Annotated in this window: 19 protein-coding genes; 10 read left to right on the plus strand and 9 right to left on the minus strand. The window is 73.3% G+C overall.

The genetic code is table 11. The features are described from left to right. The first annotated feature begins 55 nt into the window (after window positions 1-55). On the plus strand, window positions 56-952 hold the full coding sequence (locus JK364_RS35350; RefSeq protein WP_201855443.1) for an MBL fold metallo-hydrolase: 897 nt from the start codon (window positions 56-58) through the stop codon (window positions 950-952). Then, window positions 943-2,112, plus strand: a complete 1,170-nt coding sequence (locus JK364_RS35355; protein ID WP_201855444.1) for a carboxylesterase family protein — start codon at window positions 943-945, stop codon at window positions 2,110-2,112. The genes JK364_RS35350 and JK364_RS35355 overlap by 10 nt, the downstream gene beginning before the upstream one ends. 132 nt (window positions 2,113-2,244) lie before the next feature. Here JK364_RS35355 and JK364_RS35360 read toward each other — a convergent pair whose 3' ends face one another. Continuing rightward, window positions 2,245-3,141, minus strand: a complete 897-nt coding sequence (locus JK364_RS35360; RefSeq protein WP_201855445.1) for an MHYT domain-containing protein — start codon at window positions 3,139-3,141, stop codon at window positions 2,245-2,247. Window positions 3,142-3,436: 295 nt separating this feature from the next. Beyond that, window positions 3,437-3,679 (minus strand): hypothetical protein, encoded by a 243-nt coding sequence (locus JK364_RS35365; RefSeq protein ID WP_201855446.1) that lies wholly within the window; start codon window positions 3,677-3,679, stop codon window positions 3,437-3,439. Between the two features lie 197 nt (window positions 3,680-3,876). On the opposite strand from JK364_RS35365, the gene JK364_RS35370 reads away from it, so the two are divergent. The 3 genes from JK364_RS35370 to JK364_RS35380 are packed head-to-tail and all read left to right on the plus strand — an operon-like array spanning window position 3,877 to window position 9,046. Further along, complete coding sequence (locus tag JK364_RS35370) at window positions 3,877-7,710, plus strand: CHAT domain-containing protein (protein ID WP_201855447.1); 3,834 nt, start codon at window positions 3,877-3,879, stop codon at window positions 7,708-7,710. After that, on the plus strand, window positions 7,707-8,393 hold the full coding sequence (locus tag JK364_RS35375; protein ID WP_201855448.1) for a hypothetical protein: 687 nt from the start codon (window positions 7,707-7,709) through the stop codon (window positions 8,391-8,393). Before JK364_RS35370 ends, JK364_RS35375 begins: the two co-directional genes overlap by 4 nt. Window positions 8,394-8,419: 26 nt before the next feature. Beyond that, entirely contained in the window at window positions 8,420-9,046 is a 627-nt protein-coding gene (locus tag JK364_RS35380) for an RES family NAD+ phosphorylase (RefSeq protein WP_230992973.1), read from the plus strand. Window positions 9,047-9,096: 50 nt separating this feature from the next. Here JK364_RS35380 and JK364_RS35385 read toward each other — a convergent pair whose 3' ends face one another. The 4 genes from JK364_RS35385 to JK364_RS35400 are packed head-to-tail and all read right to left on the minus strand — an operon-like array spanning window position 9,097 to window position 15,909. Then, complete coding sequence (locus tag JK364_RS35385; protein ID WP_230992974.1) at window positions 9,097-9,735, minus strand: FHA domain-containing protein; 639 nt, start codon at window positions 9,733-9,735, stop codon at window positions 9,097-9,099. Then, window positions 9,732-11,795, minus strand: a complete 2,064-nt coding sequence (locus JK364_RS35390) for an AAA family ATPase (RefSeq protein ID WP_201855450.1) — start codon at window positions 11,793-11,795, stop codon at window positions 9,732-9,734. The genes JK364_RS35385 and JK364_RS35390 overlap by 4 nt, the downstream gene beginning before the upstream one ends. After that, entirely contained in the window at window positions 11,792-13,438 is a 1,647-nt protein-coding gene (locus tag JK364_RS35395) for a hypothetical protein (protein ID WP_201855451.1), read from the minus strand. The genes JK364_RS35390 and JK364_RS35395 overlap by 4 nt, the downstream gene beginning before the upstream one ends. Continuing rightward, window positions 13,435-15,909: a protein kinase domain-containing protein gene (locus JK364_RS35400; RefSeq protein WP_201855452.1), complete on the minus strand. Its 2,475-nt coding sequence runs from the start codon at window positions 15,907-15,909 to the stop codon at window positions 13,435-13,437. The genes JK364_RS35395 and JK364_RS35400 overlap by 4 nt, the downstream gene beginning before the upstream one ends. 235 nt (window positions 15,910-16,144) lie before the next feature. Between JK364_RS35400 and JK364_RS35405 the strand changes: the two genes are divergently transcribed. After that, window positions 16,145-17,302, plus strand: a complete 1,158-nt coding sequence (locus JK364_RS35405) for a macro domain-containing protein (protein WP_230992975.1) — start codon at window positions 16,145-16,147, stop codon at window positions 17,300-17,302. A gap of 244 nt (window positions 17,303-17,546) precedes the next feature. On the opposite strand, the gene JK364_RS35410 is transcribed toward JK364_RS35405, so the two are convergent. After that, a complete protein-coding gene (locus JK364_RS35410) occupies window positions 17,547-18,254 on the minus strand; it encodes a 4Fe-4S single cluster domain-containing protein (RefSeq protein ID WP_201855454.1) in 708 nt (235 codons plus the stop codon). Window positions 18,255-18,588: 334 nt separating this feature from the next. On the opposite strand from JK364_RS35410, the gene JK364_RS35415 reads away from it, so the two are divergent. The 4 genes from JK364_RS35415 to JK364_RS35430 are packed head-to-tail and all read left to right on the plus strand — an operon-like array spanning window position 18,589 to window position 23,038. Next, window positions 18,589-19,275, plus strand: a complete 687-nt coding sequence (locus JK364_RS35415) for a hypothetical protein (protein WP_201855455.1) — start codon at window positions 18,589-18,591, stop codon at window positions 19,273-19,275. Then, complete coding sequence (locus JK364_RS35420; protein ID WP_201855456.1) at window positions 19,272-20,063, plus strand: hypothetical protein; 792 nt, start codon at window positions 19,272-19,274, stop codon at window positions 20,061-20,063. Before JK364_RS35415 ends, JK364_RS35420 begins: the two co-directional genes overlap by 4 nt. Next, on the plus strand, window positions 20,038-21,573 hold the full coding sequence (locus JK364_RS35425; RefSeq protein ID WP_201855457.1) for a hypothetical protein: 1,536 nt from the start codon (window positions 20,038-20,040) through the stop codon (window positions 21,571-21,573). The genes JK364_RS35420 and JK364_RS35425 overlap by 26 nt, the downstream gene beginning before the upstream one ends. Before the next feature lie 49 nt (window positions 21,574-21,622). After that, a complete protein-coding gene (locus tag JK364_RS35430; protein ID WP_201855458.1) occupies window positions 21,623-23,038 on the plus strand; it encodes a hypothetical protein in 1,416 nt (471 codons plus the stop codon). A gap of 18 nt (window positions 23,039-23,056) precedes the next feature. Here JK364_RS35430 and JK364_RS35435 read toward each other — a convergent pair whose 3' ends face one another. Beyond that, entirely contained in the window at window positions 23,057-23,881 is an 825-nt protein-coding gene (locus JK364_RS35435) for a MerR family transcriptional regulator (protein ID WP_201855459.1), read from the minus strand. A 53-nt stretch (window positions 23,882-23,934) separates the two neighbouring features. Further along, complete coding sequence (locus JK364_RS35440) at window positions 23,935-24,828, minus strand: ROK family protein (protein ID WP_307841471.1); 894 nt, start codon at window positions 24,826-24,828, stop codon at window positions 23,935-23,937. Window positions 24,829-24,831 lie beyond the last annotated feature (3 nt).

Here is a 24,831-nt window from a genome sequence, read left to right on the forward strand (position 1 = left end):
TGGTGCAGTCAGATGACCGATACCGCCGGCGCCCGCGGACGCGCAGGCTGGAGACATGGACACCATCACGCTTGGAAACGTCGAGATCACCCGCGTGGTAGAGGTGGCCCCGAGGGGGCTGGCACGTGGCTTCATCTTTCCCGACGTGGCCCCGGAGCACTGGCGCGCGCACGAGAGCTGGCTGGCCCCCGAATTCCTGGATCCGGCCGCCGATGAGATCCGCACGATGATCCAGACCTGGCTGCTCCGCAGTGAGGGCCGGACGATCCTGATCGACACGGGCATCGGCAACGACCGGGAGCGGCCGGGCATGCCGCACTTCCACCATCTGCACACGAACTACCTCGGGGAGCTGGCCGCGGCCGGGGTCCGCCCGGCCGATGTGGACCTGGTGATCTGCACCCATGTGCACGGGGACCACGTCGGCTGGAACACTTCATGGGCGGACGGTGAGTGGCGGCCGACCTTCCCCAACGCGCAGTACGTGATCCCCCGCGTCGACTTCGACTACTGGAACCCGGAGAACGGTCACCGGACCCGCTCCGGCTCCCGGATGGCGAATGTGTTCGAGGACAGCGTCGCCCCGGTCCACCAGGCCGGGCAGACCGTGCTGTGGGAGGGCGACCACTACGACGTCAACGCCCAGCTGCGCATCGAGTCCGCCCCCGGCCACACCCCCGGCTCCGCCGTGGTGCGGCTGCGGTCGGGTACGGATCGGGCGGTCTTCGTGGGCGATCTGATGCACAGCCCGCTGCAGATCGTGGAGCCGGACGCCTGCCCCTGCTTCGACGAGGACGAGCCCCGGGCGCGGGTCTCCCGGCGCCGGGTGCTGGGCGAGACCGCGGACGAGGGTGCGCTGTTGTTCCCCGCGCACTTCCCCGGTGCGAGCGCGGCCGAAGTGCGGCGTGACGGCGAGCGGTTCGCGGTGAAGGAGTGGGCGGTATGGCGGTGAGGGTGTTCCGGAACATCCCGTACGCGGCCGGGCCGACCGGCGCCGCGCGATTCGCCGCGCCGACCCCCGTACCCGGTGGACCCCCCGCACCCGGCGCACCCGGCGCCGACGGGCCCGGCGCCGACGGGCCCGGGCCGACGGCTCCGGCACCCGACCGGCGGTTCCCGGCGGATCTGAGCCCGCTGACGGGCCCGGGCTGGGTGCGCGGCGAGGACTATCTGACGCTCAACGTCTGGACGCCACGTACCGACGGAAACGCCCCGGTGATGGTCTTCGTGCACGGCGGCGCGTTCCTCTCCGGCACCGGTCAGGCGCCGGTGTACGACGGGACGTCCTTCGCCCGCGACGGCGTGGTCCTGGTCACCCTCAACTACCGTCTCGGCGCGCTGGGTTGGCTCGATCTGCCGGGCGCCCCGCGCAACCGGGGCCTGCTGGACGTGCTCGCGGCGCTGCGGTGGGTGCGTGAGCACATCGCGGATTACGGCGGGGACCCGGACCGGGTCACGGTGTTCGGGCAGTCGGCGGGAGGGATGATCATCAGCGCGTTGCTGTTGATGCCCGAGGCCGCCGGGCTGTTCCGGGGCGCGATCAGCCAGAGCGGTGGGCTCTACGCCCTGACCGGCGCCGAGGCGGCGGAGACGACCCGGGCCCTGGCGGACCGGCTGGGCGTTCCGGCCACGGCCGAGGCATTCGCCGGCATCCCCGACGAGCGCCTGGTGTCCGCGCTCGCCGAGGTGCCCGGCACGGGGCCGAGGCTGTCGCCGCTCGGTGTGGTGCTCGACGGGCTCGACGACGCGCCACCGCCGCATCCGGTGGATCTGCTGGTCGGCACGAACACCCAGGAGTCGCTGCTCTACCAGCGGCCGGAACAGAGCGCGGCCATCGACGCGATCTTCCGCGAAGCTCGTGAGCGGCTGGTGTCCCGCTACGACAGGGCGTTCACCTACGACTTCGACTGGCGGGGCGGGCCGTTCGGCGCGTGCCACGCCGTGGAGCTCCCGTTCGTCTTCGACACCACCGGTCTGCCCGCCCTCCGTACGGCGAACGGACTGCTCGGACCGGACATCCCGCCGTCGCTGGCCACCGAGATGCACGGCGCGTGGGTGCGCTTCGCCATGAGCGGGGATCCCGGCTGGTCGGGAACGCACCGGTTCCATTAGGGCGCACGGGGTGCGGCGGGGTGGCCGTGGCGGCGGATCGGTGTCCGCTCCGCGCGCGGGTCACGGCCGCCTCGTCGTGCCCCGGAACCGGAACGGTCGTGGGTCCGGTCGTGCCCCGGAACGGTCGTGGGTTCACCAGTCGCGGTACTCCTGGCGGCCGTGGCGCGGGCCCGGGCGGCTCGTCCGGGCCCGGGCGGGCTCCTCCTCCGGTGGCCAAGCCGGCCAGACCGGCCGGGGCGGTGGTGGCGGCGCGGTCCTGCGCGCGCTGTCCGCCTTCTTCTCGTTCCACTCCCCCTCGCCCAGGACGAGCAGCGGATCGAACATGATGATGGTCCCCGCGATCACCAGGAAGATCACCGGGCCGATCAGCATGGGGAGGATGAGCGAAGCGGGCGCCTCACCCCCGACGGAGGCGCTGAGCACATCGTCCAGCCGCACGCTGACCGCGGCCATGCCCGTGTAGTGCATCCCGGTCACGGCGACCCCCATCACCATGCTCGACGCCAGGCTGGCGCGGAAGCCGTGGATGGTCACGGCGGCCCAGAGGGCGGCGGTCGCGGCCACGACCGCGATCAGGACGGAGAGCAGGACGGTCGGCACGGAGTACTCCAGATGCCCCTGCATGCGCATCGCGGACATCCCGATGTAGTGCATGCCCGCGACGCCGAGTCCGGTGAACACACCGGCCGAGAGCAGCACCCCCGGGGAGGTGCCCCGGTAGCCGACCATGAAGACGCCGATGCCGACGACGACGATCGCCACGAAAAGGCTGAGAAGGGTGATCGGTATGTCGAAGCCGATCGGCGTCTCCTTCACATGGAAGCCCATCATGGCGATGAAGTGCATCGTCCAGATGCCCGAGCCGATCGACGCGGATCCGAGCGCGAGCCAGCCCGCCTTCCAGGAGCGCTGGGTGCGCACCGACCGGGCCGTGCAACGTAAGCCGAGGGCTCCGCCGAGACAGGCCATGAGGTAGGCCGCCAGCGGGGTGGCGGCCCCGTAGTTGAACCCGTCGATCGTGCCGTACATGTACGCTCCACCCTTTTCGCCGCGGGGATCCTGTGCAGAAACGTTGTGTCACCGGCGAGAGTAGGGCTCGGCCGAGCACGCCACCCACACATTTGGTCACGCATCGATAAAGGTGTCTCACCAGGGGTGACGGGATGTCACGCGATTCACCGCATGTCCGTTTTCCCCTTTGCCGCAGATGGGCGGTGTTGTGCCGGTGGCACGTGCCCGGCGGGAGGGTCGCCCGGGGGCGGTTCGAGAGCGGCGAGAGCGGCGAGCCCGGGAACCATCCGCGCCGCCCTCACCCCGGGAGCGGCTACGCCGCGGACGAGTCCTCCGGATGTCGTACGGCTCTCTTCACCGCCCGTTCCACCTCGAATCTGCTCAACCCGGCCGACACGGCGTGCTCCGTGATCGCCGCCTGCACCCGCTCCGCCGCCGCGCGCCACCGCTCCCACTGGCTCCGGCGCTCATCGCCGTCCAGCCCGGACACCAGGCGATGCTCCGCATCGGCGGATTTTTGCAGGTCAATCAGCTCATCAGTCACCAGATCAGACATGCGAGCGATTCTAAGGAAACCGTACGAAGAAGAGCGCGGAGGCGCCGCGGGAGTTTTCACGCGGCGCCGCACCCGCGTATCCGGCCGGGCGATTCGCGGACGTCTTCTGGTCGGTTTCCGGAAAGAGCGATCAAAGGACTCCTGTGCTCGCACGGACGGGCGGATGATGAGAGCGGCATGACGAAGGGGGACGTTTCATGCACGGCAGGGATCTCGCGGCATTGCGTGACCGCGCCGAACGGGCCGCGGCCGACGCGCTGGCGTGCATCGCCCCGCCCCCACCGGAGAGCCCGGCGCCCGGCGCCGGTTCGAAGGGCCCCGGTTCGGACGGCCCCGGTTCGGACGGCCCCGGTTCGAAGGGCCCCGGTTCGGACGGCTCGTCCGACAGCCCGGCGGCCACGCGAGCGCCCGACGGCACTCGGTCGCCCGCCACCGCCGACCCCGCCCTGCTCGACCAACGCATCACCGAACTCGACGGCCTGGAAGTCGAGTTGGCGGCGGCCGTACCGGACGGGGACGCGCTGCTGTGCACCGTACGCGCCCGGCTCGGCGGTCTGTACGCCGAGCGCTACGGGCGCAATCCCACGGACGACGACCGGAGCAGGGGCCTGCGGGTGCTGCGGGCCGCCCGCGCCGCTGAGGCGCTCGGCCCACGGGACGAGCGGGCCTCCGCCTTCCACCTGGTGCGGTTGCTGCTGACCCCGGCCATGACGACCGGATGGGACGGCACGCTGTCCCATCTCCTGGAGTCCTTCGACATCGGGCGCCGAGTGGCGTTGGGGGACCCCGAGCTCACCGCCGATCTGACCGAGCTGCGCGGTCTGGTGACCGACCTGGCGCCGACGCTCCCGGAAGACGCCGCCGAATCCCTGTTCTGGGCGGCCGACATCCTCGAGCGGATACCCGCCATCGTGCGCTCCCGGGACCTCGGGCAGATGGCCGACCTGGCCGCGCAGATGGCGCAGCGGCTGCCGGGCCGCAACTCCGAGCTGATGCGGGCCGTGAGCGGCCTGGCCGCCGAGTTCTCCGGAGCCCGGGAGGCGGGCGACGTCGATGCGGTCAAGGCGATGACGGAGTCCGAGGAGGACACCGCCCTCACCTTCGCACAGGCCGCCCTCATGCTGGAGCTCGAAGTGCCCGGCACCATCCGGCCCGAGGATCTGGAGGCCCTGGTCAGTGAGGTGAGCAAGGGGCCGGCCGGTGAAGAGGCGGAGACCGCGATGCGCGCGGCGATGAGCCGCATGGCGCACGGCATGCGCACGGGGGACGCCGACCGGCTGGCTGAGGCGGCCGAGTTGATCGGCACGGCCGCCGGTACGGGATCCGGCCGGGTGGACTGGATGGCCGGGGTCATATCGCCCGGACTGCTGGCCGCGGCCACCATCCTGGGCGGCAACCTCACGGACCGCGACCAGGCGCGGGCCCGCCTCGACGCGATCTTCGGTCCCACCTCCGCGGTGTTCGAATCCGCCCACGCGACCGGGCCCGGCGCGGAGGGGCTGAGGGTGTGCGCCCGGAGCATGCACCTACTGCTGCGCCTCAACGAGGCGCTGGACGAGCGGGACATCGAAACGCTGGAGAACCTCCTGGACGAGCTGCTCGACCTGCTGGAGGAGGCCGGCGAGAGCAGCGAATGGCAGTTCCTGGTGCTCTTCCTGCTCGGCCTGGCCCAGTTGAGCCTGGCCACGCTGGACGGCGGGATCCCCGCGCTGCGGGCCGGCATGGCCTACTTCGAGGAGGCGGCGAACCACCCGAGGCTCCCGACGTTCGCCCAGCCCCTCATGGACGCGCAGGGCGCGCCCCTGCTGGCCCTCTTCTCCATGATCGAACCGGATCCCGAGCGGGTCTCCGAGGCCGTGGCCCGGGCCCGCCGGGCCCTGGACGGCCCCGTCTCGACCCCCGACCAGCGGGTGTGGATCCAGCAAGGCATCGGGCTGGCGCTGCGCACCGTCCACAGGTCGACCGGCGACCCCTCCGACCTGGAGAAAGCGGTCGAGGAGCTGGAACGGGCCAGGGGCGGACTCACCGAGCGCACCAGCCCGGACATCCGGCAGAAGCTGCTGTGGGAGCTGGCCGAGGCGTACCGGCTGCGCGACGACCGGGAGCGCGATGACACGGGGGCGGCCGTCGCCACCGCCCATGCCTCGCTGTGGGTGCTGGCCGAGGACGTGCTGCTGCAACTCGGCGCCGAGCACGGCCTCGAGGTGGCCAGGGCGGGGGCCAGCCGTGGGCTGCTCGCCGCCCACTGGGCCGCCGTGGACGGCCGGATCGAGGAGGCCCTGACGTCGCTGGAGAACGGGCGGGGCCTGGTGCTGCGCGCCGCGGCCGCGGCCGCCGGGGTCCCCGAGCAGCTGGCCGCCCGGGGCGAGGCGGAGCTGGCAGAGCAGTGGCGGACCGCCGTACGGGACCTCCCGCCCCAGGCCGCGCCGACCGGCGGCGCACTCACGCCGGGCATCGGCGGCGCCCCGGAGGAGGTCCGGAACGCGCTCGCGCGGGTCATGCCGGCCGGGGCCGCCCCCGGCGTCGAGATCCCCAGCACGCTGCGCCGCCGCGCCCTGGACGTACTGCGGCGGGACAGCGGCGAGGCGCCGCTGCGCGGACTGCTCGGCGCCCCCGCCATCGGGGAGTTGCGGGACGGGCTGCGCGCCACCGGCTCCGACGCCCTGGTGTATCTGGTGCCCGGGCAGGGCACCGCCGATGGCGTGGCCGTCCTGGTGCGGAGCACCGCCGAGCCGACGGCGCTGCCCCTGCCGGGGCTCGGCGCGCTCGGCCGCGAGCCGCTGGAGCGCTATCTGGACGCGGGTGCCCGGCGGTCGGCCGTGTCCGAGCACGGCATGGACGCCCACGCCGAGGCCCATCGCGACTGGGAGGCGGCGCTGGAGGGGCTGTGCGACTGGGCGGGCCCGGCCGTCCTCGCCCCCGTCCTGGACGCGCTGGACGCCCGGACGGCGGACGCGCTGGACGCCCGGACGGCGGACGCGCTGGACGCCCGGACGGCGGACGGGCGCGGGAAAGCGGAGGACCGCCCGCGGAAAACGGGGGACGGGCACGGGGAAGCGGGGGACGGGCCCGCGGCACACGACGCGCCGGTCCGGCTGGTCCTCGTGCCGTGCGGCAACCTCGGTGCCGTGCCGTGGCACGCCGCCCGCCTCCCCCGGCAACGGGACGGTGCGCGGCGCCCGTACGCATACGCCTGCGAGAGCGCGGTCATCTCGTACGCCGCGTCCGGCGGTGAGTTCCTGCGGGCGGCCCGGCGCGGCCGGGTGCCCGCGAGCGAGCGCGCGGTGCTGGTGGCCGACCCCAGTGGGGATCTGACCTGGGCGCAGGACGAGGTGACGGCCCTTCGTACCGCGTACTACACCGAGGCCCTGCTCTACGGCTGGCACGAGGACGCGCCCGGGAACGCGCTGGGCACGCCCGATGACGTGCTCTCGCACCTCCCCGGACGCCCGGCCGCGCCCGCCGCCTCGCTGCTGCATCTGGTGGTGCACGGCCTGGCCGGGCTGCGGCCCACCGACTCGGCCCTCCACCTGGCCGGCCCGGACCCCTCAGAGGTCCAAGTCCCCGCGGACACCCCGGACCCGGGCAGGCTGACGGTGACGCGCATTCTCGACGTACCCGCCGGGGAACGGGCCGCCACCGGGCCGCTGATCGTGCTCAGCGCCTGCGAGACGGACCTCAGCAGCCGTGACCACGACGAGGCGCTGACCCCGACCACCGCACTGCTGGCCCGCGGCGCCACGGATGTGGTCGGCTCGCGGTGGAAGGTCTCGGACAGCGCCTCGGCCGCGCTGATGGTGGTCTTCCACCACCATCTTGCCGTCGCCGGGCTGGCCCCGCCGGACGCCCTGCGCGCCGCCCAGCTGTGGATGCTCGACCACGACCGCCACCCCGTCCCCGGACTGACCGGGCTCCTGCTGGCCGAGACGCAGAGCGACGCGGGGGGTCTGGCCCGGGCCGTCTCCTGGGCCGGATTCATCCACCAGGGCAACCCCGCTCCCCACGCACCCGTGGAAGGACGACAGCCATGACCACCGACGATCTCCTGGAGCTGCTGCGCCGGCATCTGCCGGAGATCCGCGCCTCGCTCACCGCCGCGCAGTTCGGCGGTTTCCAGGACAGTGTGCTGCGGCTGCGGGCCGCCGGAGACGACACCAGGGCCGTGCGCGGTGCGGTGCGGCAGGTGCGGCTGGCGCTGCTGCCCCTCCCCCGCGAGATGGAACTGCGCAGAAAGCTGGACCAGTTCAGGTCCGGGGGCGCGGCGCCCTCCGCGGTCCTGCCGGACACCGACCGGCTGGCCGAGCTGATCCGGCTGCTGGACTCCGTGGACTGGCCGGCCCTGGACCCCGAGAGCGCCGAGATCGCCCGAGCGGTACGGCAGCGGCTGCTGACCGCCCCCGCGCGGGGTCCGGAGCAGCTCACCGGCCCGGCCGCCGAGGATCCCGCCGGGGCCGGGCTGATCCGGCTGTCCGATCCCGAACGCGGCGATCGCTACCCGGAGTTCCAGTTCGACCCGGACACCGGTGAGCCACGGCCGGTGGTGCAGCGGATCAACAGAATGCTGCTGTCGGACCAGGACCCGTGGGGCGCCGCCGACTGGTGGCTCGGCGGCAACACCTGGCTGCGCGACGCGCCCGCCACCCTGGTGGGGCGGGTGCCGGACGCACGGCTGACCGAGGCCGCCGCCGCGCTGATCGGGGACGGCGGATGGTGAGGCAGGCGCCCCCCGAGGGCGCGCGCATGAGCCCGAACCTGTTCGTCCTGAGCGCGGGCACCGAGCTGTGGAGGTGCCATGAAACGGCCTACGCCTGCACCGAGTTCAACCCGAAGCCCGCGCACTCCTTCTTCGGCGGCAACCGCTTCGACGCCACCACCGAGGACCGGTATCCGTATCTCTACGCGGCCGTGGAACCGACCACCACCCTCGCCGAGGTGATGCTGCGGGACATGGAGTTCACCGGGCCGGAGGGGCGGCGCCAGGTGCCGTGGGCGCTGGCGGCCACCCGTTCGCTGTCCAAGGTGCGGGTGACCGAGGATCTGCTCCTGGTGCGGCTGGTCGAGGAGGCGGACCTGGCCGCGGTGTTCCAGACCTCCTGGCTGCTGGAGACGGACGAGTACGCGCAGACCCGCGCCTGGGCGAGGGAGATCAGGCGTCAGGTGCCGGACGCGCAGGGGCTGGTGTGGCAGTCGCGGCGGCACCGCCCGCAACCGGCCCTGGTGCTGTTCGGCGACCGCTGCGGTGAGGAGCCGCTGAAGTCGGTGCCCGGCCAGGCCCACAACCTGGGCACGTTCGAGGGGGCGGGCGAGGCCAACCGGCTGCTGGCACCGCTGCGGGCGGTCATCATTCCGCCCGGTATGCGGGTATGAGCGCGCGGGGCGGCACGGGGGTCCGCCCCGCGACCCCGCCCGGCACCGGCTCAGCCGGTGCCGGGCTCCGGTCCGTACAGCCGTATGGCGAAGCTGATCCGCAGTCCGAGCCGCAGCTGGTCGCCGTCGCGGACGGGGGTGGGCACACCCGCCGCGATCCGGGCGCCGTTGAGATACGTACCGTTGCGGCTGCCCGCCTCGGGCTCCTCGACCCAGGCGGTGCCGTCCGGCTCCACCGTGATCGAGGCATGGTGGCGGGAGACCTTGTTCCAGCCCGCGAACGCGGCGGCGGTCCGCGGCGCCCAGTCCGGGTGGCGGCCCAGGCGCAGCGGTGGACCGGGGCCGTGGCGGAGCTCCAGACAGGGCTCGGTGCAGACCAGCAGCGCATGGGTGGGCCCACGGCCGCAGGACGCGCAGCGGGTGTCCCGGGGGGCCACCGGCGCACGGCAGTTCCAGCAGGGCGCGGACACCTCGACCCCGGCCGGGGGCGGTTCGGGCCGGGGTTCGGGCCGGGGTTCGGACTGGGGCCGCGCCTCGGGGGTCTCCGCGTCCGCCTTCCCCGCCGCGGCCGGTCCGGCCGGTCCCGCCGGACCGGCCGCTTCCGCCGGACCCGCCGGACCCGCCGGTGCTGCCCCCTCCTCGTCGTCCGGCTCGCGCCACCACCCCGCCGGAGCGGCCCCACCGCTCATCGGCCGCCGCCGGGGCCGGGATCCGCGGCCCCGGTGCGTACCACCCGCAGGTCCAGCGCCACCGTTCCGTCCGCGGCGGGCCGGACACCGGTGACGGTGACCGCCGTGCCCGACAGCTGCTCCTGGTCGAACAGCGCCCGGGCCAGCGGGTTGATCAGATGCGTCTCCAGCAGCATGCCGATGCCCCGGCCGCCGTTGTCGACATCCGACGTGCAGTAGGTGGACAGCGCCTGCTGCGCCTCGTCGGAGAGGCGCAGATGCACCCCTTGGTCCTCGCGCAGCACCCGCTGGATGTTGCCCACCTGGGAGTCGAAGATCTCGGCCGCCACCTTGGCGTCGATGTAGTCGAAGACCACCACATTGCCGCCGAACCGGTTCATCAGCTCCGGACGGCCGATCCCCTCCACGAAGTGTTCCTTCACATTGGCCAGGATGATCTCCTCCAGCTGGTGGTACGGCATACCGGGCTCGGCCACCCGCCCTTCGCGACCGCCCTCGCCGGTCCGTTTCCTGACCCCGAGGTTGGAGGTGAAGATCAGCACACATTCACTGAAGTACGTGGTGACCCCCTGCCCGTCGGTGAGCCGGCCGTCCTCGAGCACCTGGAGGAACTTGTCCAGTACCCCCTTGTCGGCCTTGTCGATCTCGTCGAACAGCACCACCCGGAAGGGGTCGTTGCGCACCGCCGTGGTCAGCTCGCCACCCGCCTCGTAGCCCACGTATCCCGGCGGCGCGCCGAGCAGCCGGTCCACCGAGTGCGGTGCGGAGAACTCGCTCATGTCAAAGCGCAGACAAGCGTCCTCGGTGCCGAACAGCAGCTTGGCCACCGACTTGGCCAGCTCGGTCTTGCCGGTGCCGGTCGGCCCGGCGAAGAACAGCACACCGCGCGGCCGGCTGCCGGGGTGGGACGCCTGGGCGCCGGACAGGCCGAGCGCGGCGCGCTTGAGGATGTCGAGGGTCTTGCCGACCGCCTTCTCCTGGCCCTTCACCCGCGCCCGCAGATCCGCCTCGCCCTTCTTGATCTGCTCGCGGATGTAGTCCGCCTGCCACGGGTTGTCCTTGACGCCGAGCTGGTAGACCCGGACCGCGTCCCGCATCTCGGCGAACGACAGCCCGCGGTCGAGTGCCATCCGGGCGCTCTCCCGCATCGCGCGCAGGGTCAGCCCGGCGGTGGCGCGGGCGAAGGTGTCGAGGTCGTGCTCGTCCGGCCGCCGTTGCTTGCCGAGCCGCACCCGCCCGTCGTCCCCGGTGTCCTCGGGCGCGGACGCGGCGGTGTGCTCCGCGGCCAGCAGTTCGGCCATGCGCCGTCTGCTGCCCAGGTCGGGCAGCGGGATGCCGATCGTACGGACCCGTTCGCTGCCCGCCACCAGCCAGGTGGGCAGGTCGCGCTCCCCGTCGGCGAGCCAGATCACGGGGTTGAACAGCCGCCGTCCGCTGCCCGGGGAGGAGATCGGCCGCGCGTCCTCGGCCAGCTTCAGGCAGTTGAGGAAGAAGTCCCGTTCCGCATCGCTGAGCCGGGTGACATCGGTGGGGATCCGCGCCGCGTAGTCGATCAACAGCACCACCCGGTAGGGCTGTTGGCGCTGTGCGGTGTCCGGGCGGGGGCGGCCGTCCGGTGCCTTCGGCTGCCGCCCCTGCCGCTTCCAGCCGGTGACGATGTCGCCCAGGGTCCGCTCCGCGTCGGCCAGGTGGACGGGGGTGTCGGCGCGGCGGGCGCGCCCGGGTCTGGTGGCGTCCCGCCCGTGCAGCAGCTCGCGGACCTCCTTGTCCGCCGGGCCGGCGACGACGGTGAAGCCGTCGGCGATATCGAAGCGGATCAGCGCCTCGTACCCCTCCTGCCACAGGGCGTTCCACAACACTTCGGTGAGGGTGTGGTGGGCGTCGTACGACCGCTCGGGGCCGCCCTCGTCGGGGTCCTTGTCGTGGCGGACGAGGTGGATGTCCCGGATGCTGCCGTGCAGGACGTACTGGGAGTGGACACTGAGCGTGCCGACCAGTTCCTCGGCGAAGGCCGGGAGGCTGCGGTCCGCGCGGCCCGGGGAGTTGGCTGCCTCGCTCATGACTGCGTCTCCTGGTCATGGTGGCGGACCTTGGGTCCGGTGCGTTGGTGGTGGGCGGGGCGGGCCGCCGTGCGCGGGACCGGCCGCGCGGGTGGCTCGTCGAACTCGAACGGCACGCTGAGCCCGGCCCGTTCGGCCAGCTTCCGCAGCTCGCTCAGGTGGTCGCGGGCCTCGACGCACCGCTGCCAGTCCAGGTCCAGGTCGTCGTCGGTCTCCTCGGCGGGATCGCGCTCGCGGTGCATGGTGGAGACCCGGGCGGTGCCCTCGGCGTCCACGCTGATGCGCAGCCAGTGCTCGTCCCCCCAGCCCGGCGGCGTCCAGTCGATGAACTGCACCGGTCCGGAGGTGGCGTATCCGGCAGTCTCGGGCTCCGACCGCTGAACCGCCGCGCGGATCACCTCCGCGGCGTACATCCGCTGGTACGCGTCGACCCGCTCTCCTACCCGGGCCGCGACGCGGGCGCGCTCGGCCTCCTCCAGCGTCCCGCCCTGGTGCAGAAAGCGCTCCAGGACGGCGATCTCCGCCCCGGCGTCGGGCAGCGGAACGGGGGTGTCGGGGTGGTCTGTGCGGAGGAAGGCGAGCTGCTGGGCGGCCCACTCCTCGGTCTCCTGCCGCCGCTCGGCGTCGCGCGTGACCCGCTCGGCGAACCGGGCGGCCTCCCGCAGATGGCGCTTGGCCGCGGCGGGCCGCTGGGCGGCCACTTCCGCGGCGACGGTGACCTTCTCCTCCACCAGCCGGTAGTCGGCCACCGCCACATTCCGCGGCAGCATGGCCAGCAGGTCCGCGCCCAGCCGCAGCACCTCCTCCTCGCTCGGGGCCGCGGTGGCGGCGGGCGGCGACTGTGGCAGCGCATCGCGCGCCTCGGCTTCGGTGGCGGCCTCCTCGTATGCCTCCAGGGCCTTGACGCGGCGGGCGCGCAGGGTGGCGTGCCAGCCGGTGTCGGCGGGGTGCGCTCCGGCCACCGGGCGGGCGGCGGCCTCCATGGTGGCGCGTGCGTACGCGGCCTCCGCGTGGCGCAGCCGGCGGTCGGTGTCGGCCAGCCGTCGCCACACCTCGTCCAGGCACATGCCGGTCGGGGAAAGCGGCGGCGGCAGGTCGGGCGGTTCCGGGGGCCCGTCGGGTCCGGCGGCCGTGGCGGCCCGCCGGATCCGCGCGCGCAGTGTGTCGATGCGGGCGTTGGCCCGGACGGCGGCGAAGGCGGCGTCCCGCCAGCACTCGGCGGCCTGCCGGGCGTCCAACTGCCGCTGCCGCAGCTCGGCCTGGTATTCGGCGGCGCGGATGGCGGCGGCCGCGAGCACCTGCGCCCCGGCCATGGTGGCGCGGCCGACGAGCAGCGCCCCGCTGAGCGAGCCGAGGCCGATCAGGGCGGGCACCATCAGGTCGTGCAGCTGGTCCATGGCGGCGTCGAGCGCATGGCCCCCGGCGCTGTGCACGGCGTCGCCGAGGTGCTGGCCGACGCCGGTGCCGATGTGGTCCGAAAGGCCGGTGCCCTGGACCGACTGGTGCGGCACCCCGGTGTTCTGGACGGTGTCCTGGACCGTGTTCTGAAACGTCTGCTGGACGGTCTCGGCGGCCGGAGGCTGGGGGAAGTACACATCCGGCATCACATCGCCGATGCTGGGGATCGCCTGGCCTGAACTCATGTGACCCTCCCTGACGTGGGCGGGGCGGCCGCCCTCGGCCGGCCGGGGCGGACCCGGTCGTCCCTGCCGCGCAGCTCCGCCACATAGCGGCGCCAGCACCGCGTCCGGTGCCAGGTCCACCAGAGAAGAACGGCCACCGTGGCGATCGGCCACACCCAGGGGGCGTAGGCCGCGGTGGCCCACAACAGGGCGATGGCCGGGAGGATCAGCAGGCCCTGGACGGGGAATCGCGAGCCGGGGCGGCGGATGAACCGGGCCATGGGCAGCGCACGGTCGATCAGCAGCCCGGCCAGGGAACGGTCCGGGTGGTAGCCGGGGCTGCCGATGCGATACGCCGTCCACAGCTCCAGCGCCACCACGGCGGCGGCCGCCGGGACGGCCAGCATCCACGCCGTCAGCACCGCGCGCTGGGCGGGCCATCCCGTCAGATCGCCGAGGCCGATCACGAAGATCCACGGGAAGACGAGGCCGACGGCTCCGCCGAGGGCCCAGCCGAGCGTGGGCAGCATGTCCTGTCTGCGCACCCATAGCGTGGCCACATCCAGGTCGCGCTCCTGGCGGAGGACGGCGCGCTCGTCGTTCACCCGGCCCTGCGCCTCCGTGGACTCCTGCTCGGCGAATCCGGCCAGCCACTCGGCCAGTTGCATCCGCACCAGGTCGTCGGGGTCGCGTAGCAACCGGCCGTACCAGGCCACCGGCTGCGGGAGCGCCGCCTGGATACGGGCGGTCCGCTCCTGGAGCCTGCGCCGGTGCGCGGTGGGGGCAGCGGCGAGGGCGAGGAGGGCGGCCAGCCGGGAGCGGTCGAGCCGGGTGGCGGCGCGCACCTCGGCGCGGCGGTCGCGCAGCCAGGGCGACGCGTGCAGCGCCTCGTCCACGGTGTGCTGCCAGCGGGAGCGGGCCGTCAGCCAGCGCTGCTGCACCTCGGCGAGCCCTTCGCCGCCGGGCCGGGAGTCCAGCAGCGGCAGGATGGTGTGGTCCCGCAGGTCCTCCACGACCGAGAGGGCGAACTCATCGCCGCGCCCGGCCTCCCGCACCAGATCGCCCAGCCCAGCGTGGTCCAGCGGCACCCCGCGGTAGGAGGCGTCGAGGGTGGGGCCGAGCCAGGAGATCAGCCGCACCATCGTGGGCGGCTTGGGCTCACGCGGCGGCGTGGCGGGGTGGTGTGACTCCAGGAGGCCGAGCAGCGCCGTCAGTTCCTCGGCGTCGCGGCCCGGGCGGCCCTCGAACTGCCGTAGCCAGCGGGTGAATTCGCCACGGCCGCGCCGCCGGGAGAGGAGCTGCCGGGCGGGCCGCCAGTTCTCGCTGAACGCCCGGGCCAGCTGCTTCGGCCGGGTGTACCGCTCGTCGAGGAAGGCGAACGGCTCGATGTCCGGGTCGTCCGCCGGATCCGAGGCCCCGGGGGCCGCGCCCGTCTCCCAGGGGGCGACCGGCGGCGAACCGCCCACCAGCCACTGCGCCACCTCATCGGTGCCCCAGCGGTGGTCGGGGTCGCGGGTGAGCAGCCCCCGGCACAGCAGCCGCAGCCGGTGGTCGGTGACCAGGGACAGATCCGGGGCGCGGGAGCTGATCTCCTCCCGGACGAAGTCGTTGTCGGTGAACCGGATGGGGTGGCGTCCCCCGGCCATCTCGGCGACGATCATGCCGAGCGACCACCAGTCGGCGGGCGGATGGATCAGCTGGTGGCGCAGCGACGCCTGCGGGGACATGTAGAGGGCGGTGCCGACCCAGCGCTCGTCCCGGGTGTAGCGCTCGGCGGGTTCATGGGCGGACACGGCGAAGTCCACGAGGACCAGGTCCGGGGCGGCCGGGTCGAGGCTGCCGAGCACGATGTTGGCGGGGCTGATGTCCCGGTGCACGATGTCGAGTTCGTGCAGGGTGGTGAGGGCCTCGTGCAACTGCCGTACGACGCTGTGGATGAGCACGGGGTCGGCCGGGCCGGGATTGTCCCTGAGATATCCGGCCAGGTCGGTCTCGCCGTAGGAGGGCGCCAGGTCGTACGGATGGCCGTCGGCCCCGGTGTCGCTGGTCTCGGTGAAGTGGGTGAGGTGGCGGCGCGGGCGGTCCCGCAGCGGCTCCCACACCCGGCGGTCCGGGGCGTGGCCGCGGTGGTACCACTTGAGGATGTGGCTGCCGCGGTCGTCCTCGACGCGGTAGACGGCCGCTTGGTGCGGATGGTCGGGGCGGCGCAGTACGGCCCTCAGGCGGAACCGGCCGCGCAGCGAGACGGGCAGCGCTCCGGTGTCCCCGCGCAGGTCGCGTCCCCCGTCCGCGGCCTGCGCGGAGGCCGCCGAGGGGATCTCGTCCTCGGTGGGCCCGGCCGATGCGGCGGCCGCCGACGGCGGCTCCTCGTGTTCGGTGGGCGGCGGCCCGGCGCCGTGCGCGCGCCGCTGCTCTTCGGGCGTCCCGGAGACCCCGTACTCCTCGTCGTCCTCGTATTCCGTGGGGGGCGGTGGCTGGTGCGGATGGGTCACAAAGGTCACCTCGTGAACGGGCAGGCGTTGTCGGATTCATGGCGGCGACGACGGCCGGGGGCCGCCGGGCCGTGGATCAAGAAAGCGGAACCCCGGAAATCGGAAATCTGTTCCAGCGCGGTGTGAATTACCGCGGCACAATGCCCGGCGGGAACGGCCGCCGGGCGACCGATTTCCTCTTTCTCGGCCGGTCGCTAGCCTGGTGACCATGAGTCAGGAGTCATTTGAGTCAAATTTGCCCACATACGATCAACTCCTGGAAGAACTCAAAAACATACGCAGACCCGGACTTCCAGATCTGCGCAGCATCGATCGGCCGGCGCTGCGCGCCGCGGCCGTGGCGGGCGGCTTCTGCGATGGCTCCGACGACGCCCCGGCCGGTATCGAGGCGCTGCTCAAGGAGGCGGTACGGCGCCTCGGCGAGCGCGATCTGCTCGGTCGGGCCGCGGCCCACACCTTCGGGCTGCTCCCCGACCGCCGGGGCGCGCCCGCCCATGACCGCCGTAAGACGGCCGCCGCCGTGTACGGAGTCACCCCCGAGCGATTCCGCAAGCACCAGGAACCGCAGGTCATCCAGCAGCTCGCCGAGGCCGTGCTGACCATCCTGCGCGAGCCGCCGCCCTCCACCGGCGGACAGGGCTCGCCTGAACGCGGCCCCGGACCGGGCGCCGGGGCACAGCTCCCCGGCGGACCGACCGCGGCCGGGCAGAGCGCGCTCGCGCGCGGCGGCCGGACCGGCCGGACAATCCGGACCGGCCAGGAGCCTCCGCTGCGGGTCGACAGTGTGCCGGTGGACGCGCAGAGCACGTTCACCCTCCATGTCTCCCCCATCGAACTGCTGCGGGACATCGAGGTGCTGGTCTCCTCGGAGAACGTCTACCTGGAGATGTCCAAGACCTTCCGCCCCACCGTCTCCGGCGCGCTGCGCCTGGCCGCCGCCGTACGCGACCCCGCCGGGGAGATCGTCGACGATGTGCTCGCCCGCGAACTGGCCGCGTGGCTGCGCGCCCACGGCCGCCCGGGGCTGCCGATCCGGCCGGGCACGGTGGTGCCCACCTCGCCGGGAGCGCTCGCCGCGCGCGGCGTCCGGCGGATCTACCACGCCGCGGTGGCCACACCGCTGGACGATACGTACGAGGTCCGACCGGAGAGCATCGCCCGCGCGGTCAGCGCGTGCTTCGCGCTCGCCCGGACCGAGCGCGACCGGTACGAACCCGCCCTGTCCTCCATCTGCTTTCCGCTGCTCGGCGCGGGCCGGGGCGGACTGGCACCGGCGGTCAGCGCGACCTGGCTGCGCTGGGCGATCCGCGATGAACTCGCCCGGGACGCCCGCTGGCGGGTGCACCTGGTGGTCCGCAGCCGGGAGATCGCCGAGGCCGTGGGCGCGCTGTGAGCACAGCGGCGGGGGCCACGGCGGCCCGGACCACGGCAGCGGGGGCCACCGCCACCCAGCCCACAACCGCCCGGCCCACAACCGCCCCGGCCACCGCCGCCCGGCTCGCCGCGCCCCTGACCACAGCCGCCGGACCCGCCGCACGCCGTACCGCCCGGCCCACCGCATGCCCTGCCGACCGCCCCACCACGCGCCCTGGCGACCGGCCCACCACGCGCCGTACCAGCCGGGCGGGCGCCGCCGCTCAGGGGCGCCAGCTCGCACCGGTGAGAGCGATCCCCGCGCGCCGCAACCGACGCTCCAGCGCGGCCAGTTCGCCGCGCCGCGGCACTCCGTAGAGCCGCACATCGCCGTCCCCCTCGACCATCTGCAGACGCGGCCCGCTCTCCGTCCGGGCCAGATGTTCCTGGTAACGCGCCCGCCCCCGCGCCGTACGCGGCCGCATGCGCTGGTTCGCCGAGCCGCGCCACACCAGGGCGGTGGGCTCGGCCACCCGGAAGCGTCCCGTCACCAGCACATCGGCGTGGCGGACGGCGGCCGAGCGCACCGCGTCGGCTTCCACTTCCTCCCCCTCGTATCCCGTGTACAGGAGGATGTCGATCTCGCGGCCCGCCGCCGGGCCGCCCGGTGCCATCGCCTCCGCACGGGCCCGCACCGCCCCGGCCAGCAGGGCCTCCAGGGCGGCGGGCTGGTCGAGCGGCTCGCCGCCGCTGACCGTCAGCCCGTCGGCGCCCCGCGCCAACGCCTCGCGCCACAGCCCGAGCAGGGACGACACCGTACGGGAGGCGCCGCCCGACGGATCCCAGGTGTGCCGGGACATACAGCCGGCGCAGGCCAGCCCGCACCCCTGGGACCAGATGCCCAGGCGCCGCCCCGGGCCCAGGGTCTCCACCGGAAAGTGCGTCTGGCTGATCCGGAGCGTGGGCTCCGCGCACCCTGGAACGTTCTCCACCGACCCATCTCCCATTCCCCCGAGGTCGTGTTCCGAGATTCATGATCAAAGAGGCGTTGCCCCGGAACCGTTCCAGTATGACCCGGCGTCAGGCATCGACGAGGGCGTTCTCCGGTCGACTTCCGGGCGTTTTCAGGATCGTGTCCTATGGGGAGCATTCCCGGGTACGACCTCATCGATACGGTCTGACAGGGAATCGAATCGACAACGACATCGCCGGCGTCATCCACATCGACTGCGAGCCCTTTGCGGGAGAAAGCGGAATTTCACTGTCCGCAATGCGGCTGTCCGGAGCGGGAATTTCCGCACCAGGGAAATCGGGGGATCCATTTCCATGATCACAACCGACAGTGTCAACGGGGTGGTGCGCCGGGGAAGGCTCGGCCGCACCGCCCGCTTCGCGGCCCGATGGCGGGGCAGGCGCGACGGCGCCCGCGGCGTCCCCCGCGTCCCGCTCCCGGCGCCGCCCGAGGAGGAGCGGGGCAAGACGCCACCGCCGCCCATCGAGCCACCGGCTCCTGAACTGCTGATCACCCCCTATGTGATGGAGGTGCGCACCGGCGTCCGCCGGGCCACCGAGCAGATGCGCGCCGCCCTCATCGGGCGGGAGCACGCCCTGCTCAGCAGGTTGCGCGCGGAGTCGGTGCGCGTCGTCACCCAGTACGACGTCCGGGAGGACCCCCGGCCCGCGGCGCTCGCGCGGTACGGCCACTGGATGGGCCAGTGGCGCACCAGCGTGGACCGGTGCCGGTCGCATGCCCAGGCCGTCGTCGACCAGGCGAATCAGCGACTGGCCTGCTATTGGGACGCGGTGCGCGAGACCCACCCCCAGCTCTCCCGCCTCCCCCGGCGCCCGCCCGGGGAGTGGCTGCCCGGCCGGGTGGAGTTGGACGGGTCCTGGCACCAGCCCGACGTCTGGCTGCTGGACGACGACGACAGCGCCCGGACGGCCACCTCCCGGGCGCTGCGCATACTCGAACGGCAGAACGCCGACCGCGTCGACGGGAGGACCGTACGATGACCGTCCAGACCGTCCACAGCCCCGCTCCGGAGCGCCCGGACGCCCGGCGGCGCCGGAACCGTCGGCGCGCGCTCACCGCCGTACTGGCGCTCGCCCTGGCGGCGGCCGGCACGGCCTGCGGCTCCGACGAGCCGTCACGCTACTCCCGGACGTGTGGCGTCGTGGTCGACGGATCGGGCTCCGCGGCCGCCTCCCGGACCGGCTTCGACGCGGAGGCCAAGCTCAAGGCGACCCTCCAGACGTTCCTGGCGGACAAGAAGTGCCGCAAGACGTCCTTCGCCCCGATCACCAAGGTGTCCAAGGCGTCCAAGTGCCAGGTCAGCCCGCTGGACCTGGACCCGAACACCTCAAAGACCGCCGACCGCGAGCGGACCCGCACCACCATGCGCGCGGTGGCCCTCTCCAACGCCCTGAAGCTGCTGCGCTGCGCCCAGAAGGAGGAGCCCGGCTCCGATGTGCTCGGGGGCCTGTCGCGCATCGCGCTGTCCAAGCCGTCCGGCGCCGACGCGTCGTTCGACGTCCTGGTGGTGAGCGACTTCGACCAGGGCGACACCGACTTCCGGCTGGGGCGGCAGGACCTGTCCACCGCCGCGAGCCGCCGGACCGTCATCGACGGCTTCCTGAAGTCGCACGGCAGGCCGGAGCTGTCCGGCGCCGACATCTACCCGGTGGGCTACGGCATGAAGTACGGCACCGACACCTCCCGGTACGAGCGGTTCGACTCCTTCTGGACGGAGCTTCTGGAGGGGAGGGTGAAGGCACATGTCCACACCACCTACCGCCGGTGACGACGAGGCGCCGCGGCGGCTGAGGCTGCGCCGCCGCAGGGCCGACGCGGACCGCGGGCGCCGCGGCGGGCGGACTGCCGCGCGGCGGTTCCCCGACGGGGCGCTGCCGCAGCCCGAGCTCGTCGCCTCGGATGTCATCCGGGCCGGTGACAGCACCTGGCTGCTGGACCGGGCGCGCAAGCACGGCGCCTCGGCGGCCACGCGCAAGGTCTTCGACCCCTGGGTGCTGGCCAGCCCCGACCGGGTGCCCTACTTCGCCGAACTGGCCAGTCTGCGCAACAAGGTCAGGCACCGGCTCGCCGAGAAGCAGGCGCGGGCCGAGGAGGACGGCGCGCTGGAGGCGAGCCGGGTGCGGGCGGCCGCCACCGCCGCCGGAGTGCGGCTGGAGCGCGCGGACCGGCGGCGGGCCGCCCTGGAGCAGCAGCAATCGGTGACCACCGACCAGCTGGACCGGCTGGCGCGGCGGGCCGACCGGTGGCAGACCTTCCGCGACGCCGTACGGGGCGGTTTCGAGCGCCGGTGGCTGCGCGCCCGTATGCCCGCCGACGCCAACGACACCACCGACGCCACCGGTCCCGAACGGCCGGACGCCACGCGGCGCGAGGACGAGCCGGAGACCACCGGTGGCCACGCCCGCTGGCAGGCGGTGTCCGACCACGATCCGGTGGCGGAGGCGGACGCCGCCCAGCGGGCCCTGTCCACCAGGGCGGCGTGGGAAGGCGCGGCGGCGCGCCCCGGTATGCCGCGCTGGATGAAGTTCGGGGTGCTGGCCGCCCTGATCGTGGTCGAACTGCCCGTCTACTACTCGGTGTTCGAGAATCTGCACGGTGTCGGGCGGTTCGCCGATCTGCTCTCCTACAGCCTCATGGTGGCCGTGGCGGTGGCGATGATCCTCGCCCCGCATATCGCGGGCTGGATCCTGCGGCGGCGCTCCGCCACCGGCGGGGTCCGGCTGTCGTCCGTGCCCGCCCTCGCCCTGCTGGGCATATGGGCGTACGGGGCCTGGGCGTTGGGGGATCTGCGGGCCAAGGTGGCGTTCCGGGAGGAGCCTCCGCTGGATCTGCCGCCCGATGTGGCCGCGGATGTCGGGGACAGCGTGAGCAACCCACCGAGCCTCATCGAGTCCCTGCACCTGGACCCGCACTCCGTGTCCTGGATGTTCGTCGCGCTGCTGCTGCTCTCCGGTGGCATCGCCTTCCTGATCGGGCTGAGCGAGGAGCACCCGTATCTGGCGGCGTACCGGACCACGGCCGAGCGGCTGCGGAAACTGGAGCAGGACATCGAGACGGATCTCGCCGGGTCCGAGCGCGCCAGGGAGGCCGAGGCCACCGTGGGCGCCCGCGCGGGCGCCCGCCGCGCGGCCCATGAGGAGCGGCTCTACGCGGTCGACGAGCTCTACGAAGCGGCGGCCCACGCCTACCTGGACGGCGTGGCCATGGAATCCGGCGATCCGGCGGTCACGGAGGCCGCCATGCGGCTGTCCAGTCAGTGGCCGCTGCTGCCGCGCTGACGGCGTGCGGCACACCGAAGAGACACACTCGGATCCACGGGGGGTGGCGATGGAGCCGACGGCACCGTCGCAGTACATACTCATCACACAGTGTCTGCAGAACGACTTCTTCCTCAACCTGGACTGCCAGTTGTCCCTGCCGGACAGTGCGGTCTCCAAGCTGCTGCTGGACAGCGAGAGCGGTGCGTCCCTCCGCACGGAGGGCCACCGCCGGGTCCTGTCCGAAGCGGAGCTGCGCCGTTCGCCACTGGCCCGCTTCCTCGACGCCACCGTCGGCTCCCGGATGCGCGGACACGGCGACGGCGTCCTGCATCTGATCAACATCCGTGACTGGCATGTCCCGGGAGAGACGTACGACCTGGAGCGCAGGCAGTACGGGGCGCATTGCGAGGCCGGCACCTGGGGGGCGGCGTACGTCGACGGGCTCACGGACGTGCTGGCCCCGGAGCTGCGCGCGCCCGCGGACGCCGAGGACGGCTGGGGTGGGAAACTCCGTGTCCACCATGTGCGGTCCAACACCCTCTTCGACTTCCAGCACAGCTCCGGCGGACGCCCCGACCTCAGCGAACCGGCGCCGCTGACCACGCTGCTGGACGGTCTGCTGGGTGACGGACGGCAGGAGACCACGCATGTCGTGGTGATCGGTGTCCTCACCGACATCAAGGTCCAGCTGCTGCTGACCGGCATCCGCTCCCGCTACGACGTGCGGCAGCTCGTCGTCTCGGACGCGCTCACCGCCAGCAGGACCCTGGAGCGCCATCTGACGGCCCTGGACTTCTGCCAGCGTGTGCTGCACACCGAGGTGATGATCGGTCTGGCGGAGCTGGCCCGTTTCCTGGGCTCGCGGCCGGACGACGACCGGCCGCTGTCCCGTGGCGGGGACGCGGAGTTCGTGGGCTACTCCTCGTACATCCAGGACAAGCAGGGCATCCTGTCCTACGAGGACGCCAGGATGCGGGACTATCGCATCCAGACCGCCGAACGCCTCCGACGAGCGCAGCACACGGTGGGCTTCGCCAGCAAGTTCCTGCTGGGGCTGGGCACATGTCTGCTGGCCAGCGCACTTCTGCTGTCGCTCGTCGGGGTCTTCCTCCCGGACCGCATCGGGTGGCAGAGCCCCGCCGTGCTCGGCGCGCTCGGGGTGGGGCAGATCGTCACGTTGTTCTTCGCCCGGCCGGTCCGATCGGTGCAGGACGCGCTGGCGGAGGAGACCCGCTACCGGATGATCCTCGAGAGCCGCAGTCTGAAGGTGGCCCTGGCCCGCTTTCACATCACCACGGCGGCCGCGCTCAGACGGCATGACGATGTCGAGGGCCAAACCGATGCCCTGGCACGGCAGTTGGAGATTCTGGAGAGGATGGACACGGCCGATTTCGAGCAGCTGAGGCAACTGGGGGTGGATCCGCGCACCGAACCGGCCGGGGCGGGCCGCCCCCGCAGAAGGAGCCGCTCACAGGCCTCCTGACCACCTCGTCCACGGCCGTCAGGCCCGGACCACCGGTGCCTGGAGTTCCGTGACCCACTCGTCGCGGTTCTCCGGGCACTCCAGGTTGATCTCCCGGGGGTAGCCGGCGGACCGGTAGCCGTTGCCGTCGATCCAATGGGCCAGGGCCTGGGCCGTGGGCACCACGGCGTCCATCGGACCGCGGTGCACGATGGTCGCGGCCCGGTCGACGGGCGGCAGATCGAGGATCCTCAGGTCCGCACCGTCCCGGAGCGGGGCGGAGACCTGGACGGCGGCGTGGACGGTGACGGCGCCACCGCCGTCCGGGGCGTCCTCGTAGTACGCGACACCGGGGCCCGTCGGGGTGATGCCCGCCGTGTCGAGGCGCCGGAACAGCTCGTCGTAGAGGGGTGTGATGACCGGGCCGATGTCCTGGGGCTCGAAACCGGCGGCGGTCGCGGTGAGCTCGGCCACCCGCACCGCGGGGAGGGTCTTGATGACGACGTCGTTCGTGGGCATGTGCCCCTCGCTCTCGATCGACCGGAGCCTCGCCTCGACCTGCGTCAGCCGTGCCGCCGTGGCGGCCACCGTGGCCTCCAGCTCGGCCCGCCGCAACCGCAGCATGCCGCGCAGCTCCTCGGTGCCGACCTTGTCGTCCACGATGTCCCGCACCTGCTGGAGGGTGAAGCCGAGCTCTTTCAGCGCGATGATCCGGTTCAGCCGGCTGAGCTGGGCGGCCGAGTAGGAGCGGTATCCGGTGGCGGGGTCGACATGGGCCGGGCGCAGCAGTCCGGTGGCGTCGTAGTGGCGCAGCATCCGGACCGAGACACGGCCGTGCCGGGCGAAGTCTCCGATGGTGAACATGATGGCTCCGAGTTCAGCGCCTGACACGGTGTGAGGGTCAAGGGGCGGCCGGATCAGGCCGGCAGTCCCCTGGCCAGCAGAACGGCGCCGTGCAGTGACGACAGTCCCCCCAGTGTCGCAGGCCGAACCGGTGGCAGCGGATGCCCCGGCCGCTCCAGCGCCGTCGTCCGCTCGGCCACCATCGCCACGAGCTCCGGCATCGCCGCGGCGAACCCTCCGCCGATCAGTACGAGCGAGGGATGGACCAGCTCGCACACACCGGCCACGGCCGTGGCCAGGGCCCGGCCGCTCTCCCGCAGCGCCGCCACGGCCCACTGCCTTCCGTCCCGCACGGCCTCGCGCAACGCGGTGAAGGCCACCTCCTCGCCCCGCCGCCGCGCAGCGCGGCGCAGGGTCGCCGGGCCCGAGGCCGCCGCCTGGACGCAGCCGCGCCGTCCGCAGTCGCACAGCGGGCCGTCGCGGTCCACGATCAGGTGGCCGACCTCGCAGGAGCCGCGGCCCACGCCGGGGACGGGCTTTCCGTTCAGCACGATGCCACCGCCGATCCCCGTGCCGACGCCCAGGTAGAGCAGATCGGGGCAGCCCGCCTCGTGTGCTTCGGCGAGGGCGGCCAGATCACCGTCGTCGGCGCAGCGCACCTCGGCGTCGCCGAAGAGCGCGGACAGCGCGCCCCGCAGATCCGCTCCGGCCCAGCCGGGGCGGCCGGGCCAGGCGGTGACCGCGCCGGTGGCGTCGAGGGTGGCGGGCAGCGCGACCCCGACGCCGGTGAGCCGCTCGGGGTGGCCCGCGCACAGCTCCCTGATGTGCCGGGCCAGCAGCTCCAGGTCGCGGGGGGCGCCGCCGGACGTGATGGCGTCCGTACCGTCCGGCTCCGCCCAGCGGAAGGAGGATTCGCGGATGCTCAGGTCGTCATGTTCGAGGCGCAGCGCCACTTTGGTGCCGCCCACGTC

It is taken from the genome of Streptomyces endocoffeicus (assembly GCF_016741935.1).
Lineage (GTDB): Bacteria > Actinomycetota > Actinomycetes > Streptomycetales > Streptomycetaceae > Streptomyces > Streptomyces endocoffeicus.